At 65.1% G+C, this 14,593-nt stretch carries 12 protein-coding genes; 7 read left to right on the top strand and 5 right to left on the bottom strand.

Features of this window, described 5'->3' with window-relative positions; genetic code table 11:
* Window positions 1-31: 31 nt before the first annotated feature.
* The 3 genes from ABMA46_RS02660 to ABMA46_RS02650 all read right to left on the bottom strand — a co-directional run bounded on the left by ABMA46_RS02660 (window position 32) and on the right by ABMA46_RS02650 (window position 4,812).
* A complete protein-coding gene (locus ABMA46_RS02660) occupies window positions 32-2,617 on the bottom strand; it encodes a GcvT family protein (RefSeq protein ID WP_348997723.1) in 2,586 nt (861 codons plus the stop codon).
* Window positions 2,614-3,003 (bottom strand): endonuclease domain-containing protein, encoded by a 390-nt coding sequence (locus tag ABMA46_RS02655; protein WP_348997722.1) that lies wholly within the window; start codon window positions 3,001-3,003, stop codon window positions 2,614-2,616. The genes ABMA46_RS02660 and ABMA46_RS02655 overlap by 4 nt, the downstream gene beginning before the upstream one ends.
* Window positions 3,004-3,240: 237 nt before the next feature.
* Window positions 3,241-4,812 (bottom strand): trimethylamine methyltransferase family protein, encoded by a 1,572-nt coding sequence (locus tag ABMA46_RS02650; protein ID WP_348997721.1) that lies wholly within the window; start codon window positions 4,810-4,812, stop codon window positions 3,241-3,243.
* 224 nt (window positions 4,813-5,036) lie between these two features.
* On the opposite strand from ABMA46_RS02650, the gene ABMA46_RS02645 reads away from it, so the two are divergent.
* The 6 genes from ABMA46_RS02645 to ABMA46_RS02620 all read left to right on the top strand — a co-directional run bounded on the left by ABMA46_RS02645 (window position 5,037) and on the right by ABMA46_RS02620 (window position 10,540).
* Window positions 5,037-5,156: a capsid protein gene (locus tag ABMA46_RS02645; protein ID WP_348997720.1), complete on the top strand. Its 120-nt coding sequence runs from the start codon at window positions 5,037-5,039 to the stop codon at window positions 5,154-5,156.
* Between the two features lie 48 nt (window positions 5,157-5,204).
* Window positions 5,205-6,584, top strand: a complete 1,380-nt coding sequence (locus ABMA46_RS02640) for an aspartate aminotransferase family protein (RefSeq protein ID WP_348997719.1) — start codon at window positions 5,205-5,207, stop codon at window positions 6,582-6,584.
* Between the two features lie 105 nt (window positions 6,585-6,689).
* Window positions 6,690-7,514, top strand: a complete 825-nt coding sequence (locus ABMA46_RS02635) for a UDP-2,3-diacylglucosamine diphosphatase (protein ID WP_348997718.1) — start codon at window positions 6,690-6,692, stop codon at window positions 7,512-7,514.
* Window positions 7,511-8,575 carry a glycosyltransferase family 4 protein gene (locus tag ABMA46_RS02630; RefSeq protein ID WP_348997717.1) on the top strand — a complete coding sequence of 355 codons (1,065 nt, stop codon included), beginning with the start codon at window positions 7,511-7,513 and terminating at the stop codon, window positions 8,573-8,575. The genes ABMA46_RS02635 and ABMA46_RS02630 overlap by 4 nt, the downstream gene beginning before the upstream one ends.
* Window positions 8,576-8,621: 46 nt before the next feature.
* Window positions 8,622-9,884: a BtaA family protein gene (locus ABMA46_RS02625; RefSeq protein WP_425475676.1), complete on the top strand. Its 1,263-nt coding sequence runs from the start codon at window positions 8,622-8,624 to the stop codon at window positions 9,882-9,884.
* Entirely contained in the window at window positions 9,881-10,540 is a 660-nt protein-coding gene (locus ABMA46_RS02620; RefSeq protein ID WP_348997716.1) for a class I SAM-dependent methyltransferase, read from the top strand. The genes ABMA46_RS02625 and ABMA46_RS02620 overlap by 4 nt, the downstream gene beginning before the upstream one ends.
* A gap of 260 nt (window positions 10,541-10,800) precedes the next feature.
* Here ABMA46_RS02620 and mmsB read toward each other — a convergent pair whose 3' ends face one another.
* Window positions 10,801-11,685, bottom strand: a complete 885-nt coding sequence (mmsB, locus tag ABMA46_RS02615; RefSeq protein WP_348997715.1) for a 3-hydroxyisobutyrate dehydrogenase — start codon at window positions 11,683-11,685, stop codon at window positions 10,801-10,803.
* Between the two features lie 74 nt (window positions 11,686-11,759).
* Window positions 11,760-12,929, bottom strand: a complete 1,170-nt coding sequence (locus ABMA46_RS02610) for an isobutyryl-CoA dehydrogenase (protein WP_348997714.1) — start codon at window positions 12,927-12,929, stop codon at window positions 11,760-11,762.
* A 183-nt stretch (window positions 12,930-13,112) separates the two neighbouring features.
* Between ABMA46_RS02610 and ABMA46_RS02605 the strand changes: the two genes are divergently transcribed.
* On the top strand, window positions 13,113-14,579 hold the full coding sequence (locus ABMA46_RS02605; RefSeq protein WP_348997713.1) for a cobyric acid synthase: 1,467 nt from the start codon (window positions 13,113-13,115) through the stop codon (window positions 14,577-14,579).
* Window positions 14,580-14,593 lie beyond the last annotated feature (14 nt).

The following is a 14,593-nucleotide window of genomic DNA, read 5'->3' as shown; positions in this document are numbered from 1 at the left end:
TGTAGCACGGGTCGCGTCTGGCGCCAGCCTGTCAGCCACGCATCTTTTTGCCGGCCGGATCGAACGGCGGATCGACAGTGATGCGGGCAGGGCAACGCCGGCCGAGGATTTCGATCTCGAACAGACCTTCTTCCTCATTTTCGGCAAGTGCCGCAGGGATGTAGCCCTGCGCCATCGATTTTCCGACATAGTGCGCATAGCCGCCGGACGTGACCCAGCCGACCACGCGCCAGTCGCCGTCGACAATGCCTCGGATCGAGGAGGCGCCTTCGTCGGCCTGAGACGTGCGGACTTCCTTGCCGGCCGCGTCGAAGCGTGGTGCACCGTAGCCGTGCGGTTTCTCCACCGTGCCGTAGTCGGTCGACACCTTCGCCCAGATGGGCTCGTCGCCCATGACGTCGGCGTCGAGCGCGTCGACCACGAAGGAGACGCGTTTCAGATTCGGGCCGTCTGCCAGTTCCTTCGCCGCCGCGTCGCGGCCGATGAAGTCGTTCTTGTCCATCTTGATGAAGCGTTCCATGCCGCCTTCGAACGGCCCATAGATCGGGCGGAGTTCGCGGAACCAGGTCGGAAAATTCTTTTCCAGCCTCATCGAGAGCAGGGCGCGCATGCCGAAATCGACGATGCCGAACTCTTCGCCGGCTTTCTTGATCGCGGCATAGACCAGCCGTTCATAGGCGGGCGCCATCCAGATTTCATAGCCGAGGTCGCCGGTGTAGGTGATGCGGTTGACCATGCAGGGCGCGCCGCCCACCGCCATCTCGCGGAAGTCCATGAAGCGGAAGGCTTTCGAGGACACGTCGACATCGACGAGCTTCTGCAGCAGTTCCTGACTTTTAGGCCCGGCGATGGAGAGGCCGACCAGCGTCTGGTCGAAACGGTGGATGCGCACCTCTGACCCTCTCGGGCCGTCCTTCGGCAGGTGCTTCTCGAACCAGCGCATGTGGTATTTGGCGGCGGCCGAGGAGCCCCACACCATGAAACGGTCGTCTCCGGCGTGCGCGATGGTGAAATCGCCGATCAGCTTGCCGAACTCGTTGAGCATCGGCGACAGCACGATGCGTCCTTTCTTCGGCATGCGGTTGGTGAGGATGCGGTTGAGAAAGGCTTCCGCGCCTGGCCCGGTGAATTCGTATTTCGCGAAGTTGGCGATCTCGGTGACGCCGACGCGCTCGCGGGTGGCGCGGACCTCTTCGCCGATGGGCTCGAAATCGTTGGAGCGATGGAAGGAGACGATGTCCTTCGCCTCGCTGCCCTTGGGCGCGAACCACAGCGGCGTCTCGAGCCCCCAGCTGTCACCCATGACGGCGTTGTTGTCGCGGACCATGATGTCGTAAAGCGGCGTGGTCTGCGCCGGGCGAGCGGCCGGCAGTTCCTCGTTCGGGAAGCGTATCGAAAAGCGGCGGGAATAGTTCTCGCGGACCTTGGCGTTGGTGTAGCGCAATGTGGCCCATTCGCCCCAGCGCGCCACGTCCATGCCCCAGACGTCGAAGCCCGGATCGCCGTTGACCATCCAGTTCGAGAGCGCCAGGCCGACGCCGCCGCCCTGCGAGAAGCCCGCCATGACGGCGCAGGCGCACCAGAAATTGGTCAGGCCCTGCACCGGGCCGACCAGCGGGTTGCCGTCCGGCGCGAAGGTGAAGGGGCCGTTTATCATCTGCTTGATGCCGGCCTTCTCGATGCCGGGGAAGTGGCGGAAACCGACTTCCAGCGAAGGGGCGATCCGGTCGAGATCGGGCGCGAGCAGTTCGTGCCCGAAATCCCATGGAGTGTTCACCGGCGACCAAGGCTTGCAGGCCTTCTCGTAGGTGCCGAGCAGAACACCGTTGCGCTCCTGGCGGGTGTAGATCTCGCCCTTGAAGTCCATGACGCCGATCATCTCGCGGCCGGTCGTCTTGTTGAACTCCATCACCTCGGGAATGTCCTCGGTGAGCAGATAGTGGTGCTCCATGGCAAGCACCGGCAATTCGAGGCCGACCATGCGGCCGATTTCACGGGCCCACAGGCCGCCGCAATTCACCACATGCTCGGCCTTCACCGTGCCCTGTTCGGTCACGACGTTCCACGTTCCGTCCGCGTCCTGCGTCAGTTCCTTCACCGGATTGCGCAATACGATCTCGGCGCCCAGCTTCTTGGCCGCCTTGGAATAAGCGACCGTTGTTCCTGACGGATCGAGGTGTCCCTCCACCGGGTCCCACATGGCACCGACGAAATTCTTCTCGTCCATCAACGGGAACATCGCCTTCACTTCCGAAGGGGTAATCAGTTCCGTATCCATGCCGAGATAGCGGCCCTTGGCATGCGCCAGGCGCAGGAAGTCCATGCGTTCGGGGCTGTCGGCGACCATCGCGCCGCCTGTCAGGTGAAGCCCGCAGGACTGGCCGGAAAGCTCCTCCAGTTCCTTGTAGAGCTGCACCGTGTAGGCCTGCAGCTTGGCGACGTTGGGGTCGCCGTTCAGTGTGTGGAAGCCGCCTGCCGCGTGCCAGGACGAACCGGACGTCAATTCCGAGCGCTCGATCAGCATGACGTCGGTCCAGCCGGCGCGGGCCAGGTGATAGAGCACCGAACAGCCGACGACGCCGCCGCCGATGACAACTGCTTTTACGTGGGATTTCATGGAGTTGTTCTCTTGAGTTCGGAAGTTGTGTTCGAATTCGTCCGCGATGCGGGGACGAAACGGAGATCGCTTGCTGCCGCGCTTTCAGAAAGCTGGCCGTCGATTACGGCGAGGATCGTTTCGCAAACGGAAGTTCGATGCTTTAGGACGTCGTGGCTCCAGAAGCGGAGGATGGAATAGCCTTGAGCGCGCATGAATGCGTCACGTCGGCGGTCATAGACGCTGTCGGCGTGTTGAGAGCCGTCGATTTCGACGACGAGTTTCTTCTTACGGCAGCAGAAATCAGCGAAGTACCGGCCGATAGGATATTGACGGGTGAAATGATAACCGCCTAGTTGCCGCCTTTTGAGCTCCTGCCAAAGCTGACCTTCCGCGCTATTCGCCACCCATCTGAGGGCTCGTGCTCGCTCTGTCGTCCCTGATTTTCGGCGGCTTCGGGTCGGCTTGACTGGATTCCCCCTCTCCGTCTCGGCTTCGCCGAGCCACCTCTCCCCCACTTCGTGAGGGGAGAGGATGGGCGCTAGGCTTGCGGACGGCTTATCCTCCACCCCGCGCAGCGGGGGGGAGGTGTCGCGGGCGTCAGCCCGTGACGGAGGGGGCGGCTTCTTTACCACCGCAACCCCTCAAAAATCCGTCGGTGCGCCGCCTTCGGCGATGCGGCGTTCGACGAATTCATTGAGCTCCTCGCGGATGGCGGGGTCCATGTATGGCTCCTCGTAACTTGCAAGCCGCTCCTTCCAGACGCGGTTCGCCTTTTCCACTGCCGTCGGGGCGCCCGCTTCAGACCAGGTCTCGAAATTGCGCCAGTCGGAGATGACGGGGGAATAGAAGGCTGTCTTGTAGCGGTTCTGGGTGTGGGGCGTTCCGAAGAAATGGCCGCCCGGTCCGACGTCGCGGATGGCGTCGATGGCCAGCGCGTCCTCGGAGAGGTCGAGCGGCGTCAAGAATTCCTGCACCATCTGCAAAAGGTCCACGTCGAGGATGAATTTCTCGTAGGAGGCACGCAGGCCACCCTCCAGCCAGCCGGCGCCGTGCATGAGGAAGTTGCCGCCGCCCTGGATCGCACCCCACAGCGAGAACACGCTCTCGTAGGCAGCCTGGGCGTCGACAGCGTTTGCCGCGCAGGTGTTGGAGGTGCGGTAGGGGATGCGGTAGCGGCGGGCGAGTTGGCCGCCGACGAGCTGCGCCTTCATATATTCGGGTGTGCCGAAGGCCGGCGCGCCCGACTTCATGTCGACATTGGAGGTGAAGCCGCCATAGCCGACCGGGGCGCCCTTCCTCACCATCTGTGTGAAAGCGATGCCGGCGAGCGCCTCGGCGTTCTGCTGGACGAGCGCGCCGGCGATGGTCACGGGCGCCATCGCCCCCGACAGGGTGAAGGGGGTGACCACGACCACTTGGCCAGCGGAAGACATCTGGATGATGCCTTCCATCATCGGCACATCGAGCTTGAGCGGCGAATTGGTGTTGATGATGGTGAAGACGGACGGCTCGCGCTCGAGCTGCTCGCGCGAAATGCCGCGGGCGATGCGGGCGATCTCGATGCCGTCGACATTGCGTTCCTTGCCCAGCGAGTAGATGTGGAAGACCTTGTCGGTCAGCGTGGCGAGGTCGCGGATGCATTCGAGGTGGCGGATCGACGGGTGGATGTCGATCGGCTCGACCGGATAGCCGCCGGTGGCTTGGATGACATTGTGCATCTGCGCCAGCCTGAGGAAGTTGCGATAGTCGGCCTGGTTGCCGGGCCGCCGCCCGCGATCGAGGTCGGAGCAATTGGGCGCCGACGCAACCTGGGCAAAGACGACGTTGTTGCCGCCGAACCGCACATTATGCGCCGGGTTGCGGGCGTGGATGGTGAATTCGGGCGGGCAGTGCGCGATCATCTCGAGGATCATGTCGCCGTCAAAGCGCACACGCTCGGAACCCTCGCGCACGTCGGCGCCGTGTTCTTTCATGATGCGCCGCGCATCCTCGTGCAGCACGTCGACGCCGATCTCCTTCAGTACCTGCAGCGAGGCGAGGTGGATGCTTTCGAGCTCGTCGTCGGAAATCAGACTCGTCGGCTGGAGCGGGTTCTTCAACTGCCGGAACGCCGGCTGCTCGAACGCGGCCGCGGCGCTGGAGCGCTTGCCGGCCCTTCCGCCGCGGCGGGCGCGGTCGGTTGCCGGTTCGGCAGGTTGCAGCGCGGCAGTCATGGCAGGCCTCATTGTGGACTTTCAATGCGCCGGATAATGGACCGCGCACCCGCACCTCATTGCGTTTGCGGCGACCACTAGGGCGAGGGAAGCGACATTGCCGCCGCATGGCGGCATCAGGGCGGGCCGATCGGACGCAGCATGCATGATAAGCTTCGCTGCGCCGTGTGCGGGGCGTTGCTGGCCTCTTGCGGCACTCTCGCGGTCAGGGCATGATTTTCGCCATGCAGACGAAAGGAGCCATCGCGGGCATCGCACTTTTGACCTGCTCGCGGCGGACGCGCCATGCGGAGCTGCTCAGGCTGTGCGCGCGTATCGGCTATTCGCCGCCCATCCCGTCCTGAAAATCCGCCGGCAATTGCCGGATCGATTCAACAGGAAGGGACAAGTCCATGACCTATCAGAACTATTCTCTGAAGCAGCTTCAGCAGATCGACGCGTCGCACCATCTGCATCCGTTCACCGACCACAAGGAGATTCGCGGCTCGGGGTCGCGCATCATCACGCGCGCCGACGGACCGTTCATCTACGATTCGGAGGGCAATGAACTTCTGGACGGTATGGCGGGCCTGTGGTGCGTCAATGTCGGCTACGGCCGCGAGGAGCTGGCCAGAGCCGCCTATGAGCAGATGAAGGAACTGCCTTATTACAATTCCTTCTTCAAATGCTCGACGCCGACGCCGGTGCTGTTGACGAAGCGGCTGGCCGAGATCGCGCCGGACGGCATCAACCAGGTGTTCTTCGGTTCCTCTGGCTCCGAGGCCAACGATACGGCCGTCAGGCTGGTGCGCCAGTATTGGGCGTTGGAAGGCAAGCCCGAGAAGAACCGCATCATCTCGCGCAAAAACGCCTATCACGGCTCGACCATCGCCGGCACGTCGCTGGGCGGGATGGAATCCATGCACAAGCAGCTTCACGGCGCGGTGCCGAACATCGTGCATGTCATGATGCCCTATGCCTACGAACTGGCGCTGCCGGGCGAGAGCGACCACGATTTCGGCCTGCGCGCGGCGAAGGCGGTGGAGGACGCCATTCTCGAAGCCGGCGCCGACCAGGTGGCGGCCTTCATCGGCGAACCGATCATGGGCGCGGGCGGCGTCAAGATCCCGCCGATGAGCTACTGGCCGGAGGTCGAGCGCATCTGCCGCAAATACGACGTTCTCCTGATGGTCGACGAGGTCATCACCGGCTATGGCCGCACCGGCGAGTGGTTCGCCTCGCAGGCCTTCGGCATCTCGCCGGACACGATCACCACGGCCAAGGCGCTGACCTCGGGCTACCAGCCCCTGTCGGCGCTGCTGGTGGGCGACCGCGTGGCCAACACGCTGGTGGAGAAGGGGGGCGAGTTCCATCACGGCTACACTTATTCGGGCCACCCGGTCGCCTGCGCGGTGGCGCTGGCCAATCTCGACATCATCGAGCGCGAAGGGCTGGTGGAGCGGGTGAAGAGCGATACCGGGCCGTACTTCGCCGAGGCACTGCGCGAGCGCATCGCCGATCATCCCCTGGTCGGCGAGGTCCGCTCCTTCGGCCTGATGGGCGCCATCGAGATCGTCAAGGACAAGGACACGAAGGAGCGATTTGCGCCTGGCGGCAGCGCCGCCGTGATCGTGCGGGACCATGCGATCGAGAACGGGCTGATGATGCGCGCCACCGGCGACACCATGATCCTGTCGCCGCCGCTGATCTGGACGCGTGAGACCATCGACATGGCCTGCGAGCGGATCGGCAGGGCGCTGGACCAGGCCCTGGTCGACCTGCGGCGCGCCTGATTTCCGGCAATCGTGCGGCGGGGAGGCCCGCCGCACGGCTTTCGTCATCCATCCGTCACGCTGCCATCATCGGCCTGTCACGCAACCGTGATGGAAAGCCGTGCCATGACAGGCACGGCACAAAACGAGTCGCACGGCGCAGAGCGCCGCTACCGCACCCTCTTCATCTCGGACGTGCATCTGGGCACGAAGGGATGCCAGGCGGAGGCGCTGCTCGAATTCCTCAAGCATCACGAGGCGGACACGATCTACCTCGTCGGCGACATCGTCGACGGGTGGCGGCTGAAATCCGGCTGGTTCTGGCCGCAGTCCCACAACGACGTGGTCCAGAAGTTTCTGCGCCAGGGCCGCAAGGGCGCCCGGATCGTCTATGTGCCGGGCAACCACGACGAATTCCTGCGCGAATTCTACGGCACGCATTTCGGTGGCATCGAAGTGTGCGAGACGGCGGTCCATGTCGCCGCCGACGGCCGGCGCTATCTGGTCATCCACGGCGACGTTTTCGACGTGGTGGTGCGGCACGCCAAATGGCTGGCCTTCTTCGGAGACTGGGCCTACGTCGCCGCGCTCGCGCTGTCGCGGCGCATCAACATGGTGCGCCGCTTCTTCGGCCTCACCTACTGGTCGCTGTCGGCCTGGGCGAAGCACAAGGTCAAGAACGCCGTCAATTTCATCGGTCGCTTCGAAGAGACTCTGGCCGCGGAAGCACGGCGGCAGGGCGCCGACGGCGTCATCTGCGGTCACATCCACTCCGCCGCCCAGCGCGAGATGGACGGGCTCGACTACATCAACACCGGCGACTGGGTCGAAAGCTGCACGGCGGTCGTCGAGCACCAGGATGGCCGCATGGAGCTGATCCACTGGGCCGAGCAGAGCGAGACGCTCAATTTGCGCCCGGTCATGGTCCCATGGCGCAGGAGGGCGGCATGACGGACGCTATGACGCCCGGCAGCCGCCTGCTGATCGTCAGCGATGCCTGGCATCCGCAAGTGAACGGCGTCGTGCGGACCTTGTTCAAGCTGGCGGAAATCCTCGCCGAAATGCACATCGAGAGGCATTTTCTTACGCCGCAGGGCTTTCGGTCGTTCCCTATGCCGCTCTATCCGGACATCCGGCTGGCGCTGGCCACGCCGCGGCAGGTCGCGCGTTCCATCTCGGATTTCTCTCCGGATTTCATCCATCTCGCCACCGAGGGGCCGCTCGGCCAACTGGCGCGCCGCGCCTGCCTGAAGCAGGGGCTGGCCTTTACGACGAGCTACCACACCAAGTTCCCCGAATATCTCAGCGCGCGGCTGCCGGTCCCGGAAAGCTGGACCTATGCCCGTCTGCGCGATTTTCACAATTCCGGGCAGGGCGTCATGGTGGCGACGCCCTCGTTGGGCGAGGATCTTGCCCGGCGCGGCTTCCGCAACATCCGCATGTGGACGCGCGGCGTCGATGCGGAACTGTTCAATCCTGCCCGCCGCGGCACCATCGACCTGCCGCGTCCGATCTTCCTCTGCGTCGGCCGCGTCGCGGTCGAAAAGAACCTGCCGGCGTTCCTCGATCTCGATCTGCCAGGCAGCAAGGTGGTGGTCGGCGATGGGCCGGAACTGGCGCCGCTGAAGAAGCGGTATCCGCAGGCGCATTTCTTCGGCGCGCTCTCGAACGAGGAACTCGCCGGCGTCTACGCCGCATCCGACGTCTTCGTGTTTCCCAGCCGCACCGACACGTTCGGCAACGTGCTGCTTGAGGCGATGGCCAGCGGATGTCCCGTCGCGGCCTATCCGGTCACCGGCCCGATCGACATCGTCGGTCCCGGCGGCGTGGTCGCCGAGGATTTGCGGGAGGCCGCGCTCGGCGCGCTCGAAATCCCGCGCGAGGCGGCGCGCGCCAACGCGCTCGAATACAGCTGGCCGGCCTGCACGAGACAGTTTCTCAGCCATTTGCGGCCGGCGGGCAAGCAGACCAGCAGGGCAGGCTTGGGCGAGGCGGCCGCAGCCCTTTCCTGACGCTGGAACGGCCTCGTCCAACAACTCTTCAGCAAGGGATTTTCCGATGTCGGCGTTGGAAACGGGCGGTAAGGACGGTTCACAGCGGAAGCTCGCGCGGCGGCGGTTGCATGGCGCGGTGCGGCGCAACCGCATGCTCTCGCGCGCCGGCCTGTCCGAGCGGCTGTTCGCACAACTGTTCTCGGGGCTTGTCTATCCGCAAATCTGGGAAGACCCGGACGTGGACATGGTCGCGCTCGCCATCAGGCCGGGCGATCGGCTGGTGACCATCGCCTCTGGCGGCTGCAATGCGCTGTCCTACCTGCTCGCCGATCCGGCGTCGGTGGAAGCCGTCGATCTCAATCGCGCCCACGTCGCCTTCAACCGGCTGAAGCTTGCCGCGCTCGGGCGGCTGCCGAGCTACGACAGCTTCTATCGCTTCTTCGGGCGTGCCGACGCGCCCGCCAATATCGCCGACTACCGGCAGTTCCTCAGGCCGCATCTGGATAGCGAGACGCGTGCCTATTGGGAGAAGCGCAAGCTTTCGGGGCGCCGCCGCATCTCGATCTTCTCGCGCAGCCTCTACCGGCACGGGCTGCTCGGCAATTTCATCGGCATGGGACATCGCGTGGCGCGCCTCTACGGCATCGACCCGCGCGGCCTGCTCGCCGCCGCCAGCATGGACGACCAGCGCCGGTTCTTCGACCAGTCGATCGCGCCGCTGTTCGAGAAACGGGCGGTCCGCTGGGCGCTGAAGCGCAAGTCGTCGTTGTTCGGCCTCGGCATTCCGCCGCAGCAATACGACGCGCTGGCCGGCGGCGGCGACATGGCCGCCGTGCTCAGGGCGCGGCTGGAAAAGCTGGCCTGCGATTTCCCGCTCGCCGAGAACTATTTCGCCTGGCAGGCCTTCGGCCGCGCCTATGACCCGACCGGAAGTGGGCCGCTGCCCCCGTACCTGTCGCGCGCCAATTTCGAGACCGTGCGCGCCCGCGCCGATCGCGTGACGATCACCAACGCCTCCTATGCGGAATTCCTGGCCGCGAAGCCCGCAGCTTCGGTCGACCGCTTCGTGCTTCTGGATGCGCAGGACTGGATGTCGGACGACCAGCTCAACCATCTGTGGCGCGAGATCACGCGCACGGCTACCCCTGGCGCGCGCGTCGTCTTCCGCACCGCCGCCGAGGAAAGCCTGCTTCCCGGCCGTCTCGACCAGTCGCTGCTCGACCTGTGGGAATACCGGGATGCCGAATCGAAGGCGCTACACCGGCGCGACCGCTCGTCCATCTATGGCGGTTTCCATCTCTACGTGCTGGCGGAGCCGCGCGCATGACCGTCGTCGATCACGGCGGCCTGATGGACCGGGTCTATCGCCACCAGCGCCACATCTACGATACGACGCGCAAGTATTATCTGCTCGGCCGCGATCCGATGATCGCCGGCCTCAACCCGCCGCCCGGCGCCAGCGTGCTGGAGATCGGCTGCGGCACCGGGCGCAATCTGGTCAAGGCGGCGCGCCGCTACCCGCGGGCCTCGTTCTACGGGATCGATATTTCGCGCGAGATGCTGGAGACGGCCGGGCGCTCCATCTCGGGCGCGGGGCTGACGGACAGGGTCAGGCTGGCCTTCGCCGATGCCGCCGGTTTCGACCCGCAACGCGTGTTCGGCCGGCAGGGTTTCGACCGTATCTTCATTTCCTATGCCGTGTCGATGATCCCCGGCTGGCAGGCAGTGATGGCGCAGGCGTTCGCCAACCTTGCGCCGGGGGGCGAACTTCATGTCGTCGATTTCGGCGATCAGTCCGGGCTGCCGCGATGGTTCCGGGGCGGCCTGCGCACATGGCTTGGCTGGTATCACGTCACGCCGCGCAGCGACCTGTTCGACGTGGCGGCACGCTTGGCGCAGGCTGGCGGTGGGCTCACCTCTGAGCGGCGGCTTTACCGGGATTTCGCCTGGCTCGCGGTCATGGGCAGGCCGGCCGCGCATTGAGGCGATCGCCGCAACGCAAAAACCGCGCCCCGAGGGAACGCGGTTTTGCCAGATACGCATGGCCGACGCTTACACTACGCTGCGAAGGCATTGGCTCCGGTACGCGAGACCTGATCCGGAGCGTTGGCGGTGCGTGATGTCCGCCTCGCGAACCGTTCTACAGGCACATCGTTACCGGGGGGTTATCGAGACCTTAAGCAAACCTAAATTTGCGATTTTTTTGCCCGCACATTTTAGGAAAGTCGAATAAACTTCGGGGCTTACGTTGCGTCACCGCGCAGGAAATTGATGATGCCGGAAAAATCCGAGCCGGCGCCGCCCCGTGCGTTGAACAGGGCATAGAGCTGGGCCGCTTCCGCGCCGAGCGGGGTTGCCGCGCCCGCTGCCTGGGCGGCTTCCTGCGCGAGTTTCAGGTCCTTCAGCATCAGTGCGGCGGCGAAGCCCGGCTTGTAATCCTTGTTGGCAGGGGAGGCCGGCACCGGTCCCGGCACCGGGCAGTAGGTGGTCAGCGACCAGCATTGGCCCGACGAGGTCGAGGCGACGTCGAACAGCGCCTGATGCGACAGGCCGAGCTTTTCGGCCAGCACGAAGGCTTCCGAAACGCCGATCATGGAAATGCCGAGGATCATGTTGTTGCAGATCTTGGCGGCCTGGCCGGCGCCGTCCTCGCCGCAATGGACGATGCGGCCGGCCATTGGCTTGAGGATGGGTTCGGCGCGGGCGAAGGCCTCTTTGGAACCGCCGGCCATGAAGGTCAGCGTGCCCGCGAGTGCGCCGCCCGTGCCGCCGGAGACCGGCGCATCGATCGAGACATGGCCGTGCTTCTGGGCGATCGCATGGGCTTTCCGCGCCGAGTCGACATCGATGGTGGAGGAATCGATGAACAGGGCGCCGGCTTTCGCTTTCGGCGCGATGTCCTCGTAGACCGAAAGGACGTGCTTGCCGGCCGGCAGCATGGTGATGACCACGTCAGCATCCTTCACCGCTTCCGGGGCGCTCGCCATGACGGTGACCTCGTTGTCCTTCGCCACTTTCAGATTGTCCGGGACAAGGTCGAAGCCGAGGACGGTGTGGCCGGCCTTGACGAGGTTCGCGGCCATGGGATTGCCCATGTTGCCGAGGCCGATGAAGGCGATGGTGGTCATTGGTTTCCTCCAGTAAGGGCAATCGGCAATCGGCAGTTGGCAGTCGGGTTTCGATTGCCGATCTGGCGACTGCCTTACTGCCGTCCAATCATATGCCGCGCCACGATCACGCGCATGATCTCGTTGGTGCCCTCGAGGATCTGGTGGACGCGCAGGTCCCGGACCAGCTTCTCGATACCGTAGTCATGCAGATAGCCGTAGCCGCCCAGCAATTGCAGGGCGTTGTTGGCCACGTCGAAGCCCGCGTCGGTGACGAAGCGTTTGGCCATGGCCGACCATTTCGAGGCGTCGTGTGCCTTGGCGTCCAGCTTCGAAGCCGCGGCGTAGAGAAAGACGCGGGACGCCTGCAAAGTCGTCTCCATGTCGGCGAGCCGAAATTGAAGCGCCTGGAACTCGTTGATCGTCCGGCCGAACGCCTTGCGCTCGGCTGTGTAGGACAGCGCCTTGTCGAGCGCCGATTGCGCCCCGCCGAGCGAGCAGGCGGCGATGTTGAGCCGGCCGCCGTCGAGGCCGGCCATGGCGATCGAAAAGCCCGCGCCTTCGTTCGACAGCAGGTTGTCGGCAGGCACCCGGCAGTCTTCGAAGACGACCTGGCGGGTCGATTGCATGTGCCAGCCCATCTTGTTCTCGACCGCGCCGAAGGAGAGGCCGGGCGCATCCTTGGGCACGACCAGCGTCGAGATGCCTTTCGGGCCGTCCTGCCCGGTCCGCGCCATCACCACATAGATGTCGCTGTCGCCTGCGCCGGAGATGAACTGCTTGGCGCCGTTCAGCACATAGTCGCCGCCGTCGCGCACAGCCCTGGTTTTCAGCGCCGCGGCGTCCGAGCCGGAGCCCGGCTCGGTCAGGCAATAGCTGGCCAGCCACTCCATCGAGGTCAGCTTCGGCAGGAAACGCTCGCGCTGCTCCTGCGATCCGAAGCGGTCGATCATCGAGGCCGCCATGTTGTGGATCGAGATGAAGGACGAAAAGGCCGGGCAGGCGCGCGCCAGCGCCTCGAACACGAGAACGGCGTCGAGGCGTCCGAGCGCGGAACCGCCGACGTCGTCGCGAACATAGATGCCGCCGAGACCGAGCGGTCCGGTCTCGCGGATCACATCGGACGGAAACCGCCGCTCGCGGTCCCAGTCGAGCGCGTCGGGCGCGACGCGTTCGGCGGCGAATGCTTCGGCCATGGCCTGGATGGCGCGCTGGTCCTCGGTCAGTTCGAACTGTCCGCCTGTCGGTTGAACGGCGCTGTCCACGGCATCCTCCCTGCCTGCGGGCCGCTGGTCTGGCCCGACGTTTTCGGCTATGCGCACGGGTCAATCTAGACCAATGATGCCATCGTGCAACCTGCGCTTTGGGCGCAGCGGCTGTGCGGAAAATCGTGTTCGGGGCAGGATGTGACGACAATTTTCAATAGTTGCCCGGGCGGTACCTGACCGATGGCGCGTGCGCTCATGCTGCAAGGCACCGGCTCCGATGTCGGCAAGACGGTCCTGGTCGCCGGCCTCTGCCGCGCGGCGCGCAATCGCGGCCTGAAGGTACGGCCGTTCAAGCCGCAGAACATGTCCAACAACGCCGCCGTCGCCCAGGATGGCGACGCAGGCGGCGGCGAGATCGGGCGCGGGCAATGGCTACAGGCGCTGGCCTGTGGTGTGCCGCCTTCCGTTCACATGAATCCCGTTCTCTTGAAGCCGCAGACAGACGTGGGCTCACAAGTCATCGTGCAGGGCCGCATGGCGGGCGAGGCGAGGGCGCGCGACTATCAGTCGCTCAAGCCGAAACTGATGGACGCGGTGCTGGACTCGTGGGCGAAGGTGGGCGAGGGCGCCGACCTCGTCATCGTGGAGGGGGCGGGGTCGCCGGCCGAAATCAACCTGCGCGCCAACGACATCGCCAATATGGGCTTCGCGACGCGCGCCGGCGTGCCGGTGGTGCTGGTCGGCGACATCGACCGCGGCGGCGTCATCGCCTCTATCGTGGGCACCCACCGCATCCTGCCGGACGGGGACCGCGACATGGTCGCGGGTTATCTCATCAACAAATTCCGTGGCGACGTTTCCCTGTTCGACGACGGCATCGCCGCGATCGACGGCTTCACCGGCTGGCGTTGTTTCGGCGTGGTGCCGTGGCTGACGGCTGCCAGCCGGCTGCCGGCCGAGGATTCGGTGGTGCTGGAGAGGCTGGTATCGGGTGAGAGCCGCGCGCTCAAGGTCGCCGTGCCGATGCTGTCGCGCATCGCCAATTTCGACGACCTCGATCCGCTCAGGGCCGAGCCGTCGGTCGAGGTCGTGTTCGTACCGCCCGGCCGGTCATTGCCGGAGGATGCGGGCCTTGTGATCCTGCCGGGCTCCAAGTCCACCATAGGCGATCTTCTCTTCCTGCGGGAGCAGGGGTGGGATCGCGACCTCCAACGGCATGTTCGAGGCGGTGGGCATGTCGTTGGCATTTGCGGCGGCTACCAGATGCTGGGCCGCGTGGTGCGCGATCCTGACGGCGTCGAGGGCGACGTACGCGAGACGGAAGGCCTTGGCCTGCTGGATGTCGAGACGGTCATGGAGCCCGAAAAGACGGTCCGCAACAGTTCCGCCCGCTCCACGGTCTTCGACACGCCGCTGGAGGGCTACGAAATCCATCTCGGGGGGACCACCGGACCCGATTGCGCGCGTCCGTCGGCCATCATCGACAATGTCGCCGACGGGGCCGTATCGCCGGACGGCAGGGTGACGGGGACGTACCTGCACGGCTTCTTCACGGCGGATACGTTCCGGGCGCGCTTCCTTGAAAGCCTCGGCGTGAGGAGCGGCACGTCCGACTATCGCGGGCAGGTCGAGGCGGCGCTGGACGACATCGCCGCCGCCCTCGAGCGTCATCTCGACTGCGACGCGCTTTTTTCGCTCGCGCGATAAAAAAGCGCCGGACA

This window comes from Mesorhizobium hunchu (assembly GCF_040081975.1).
Lineage (GTDB): Bacteria > Pseudomonadota > Alphaproteobacteria > Rhizobiales > Rhizobiaceae > Mesorhizobium > Mesorhizobium hunchu.
This window is presented reverse-complemented; position numbering and strand designations above follow the sequence as displayed.

Excerpts from the sequence above, each read along its gene's own strand:
- ABMA46_RS02660 (WP_348997723.1), bottom strand. The coding sequence starts at position 2,617 with ATGAAATCCCACGTAAAAGCAGTTGTCATCGGCGGCGGCGTCGTCGGC.
- ABMA46_RS02650 (WP_348997721.1), bottom strand. The coding sequence starts at position 4,812 with ATGACTGCCGCGCTGCAACCTGCCGAACCGGCAACCGACCGCGCCCGC.
- ABMA46_RS02645 (WP_348997720.1), top strand. The coding sequence starts at position 5,037 with ATGCAGACGAAAGGAGCCATCGCGGGCATCGCACTTTTGACCTGCTCG.
- ABMA46_RS02640 (WP_348997719.1), top strand. The coding sequence starts at position 5,205 with ATGACCTATCAGAACTATTCTCTGAAGCAGCTTCAGCAGATCGACGCG.
- ABMA46_RS02635 (WP_348997718.1), top strand. The coding sequence starts at position 6,690 with ATGACAGGCACGGCACAAAACGAGTCGCACGGCGCAGAGCGCCGCTAC.
- ABMA46_RS02630 (WP_348997717.1), top strand. The coding sequence starts at position 7,511 with ATGACGGACGCTATGACGCCCGGCAGCCGCCTGCTGATCGTCAGCGAT.
- ABMA46_RS02625 (WP_425475676.1), top strand. The coding sequence starts at position 8,622 with ATGTCGGCGTTGGAAACGGGCGGTAAGGACGGTTCACAGCGGAAGCTC.
- ABMA46_RS02620 (WP_348997716.1), top strand. The coding sequence starts at position 9,881 with ATGACCGTCGTCGATCACGGCGGCCTGATGGACCGGGTCTATCGCCAC.
- mmsB (WP_348997715.1), bottom strand. The coding sequence starts at position 11,685 with ATGACCACCATCGCCTTCATCGGCCTCGGCAACATGGGCAATCCCATG.
- ABMA46_RS02605 (WP_348997713.1), top strand. The coding sequence starts at position 13,113 with ATGGCGCGTGCGCTCATGCTGCAAGGCACCGGCTCCGATGTCGGCAAG.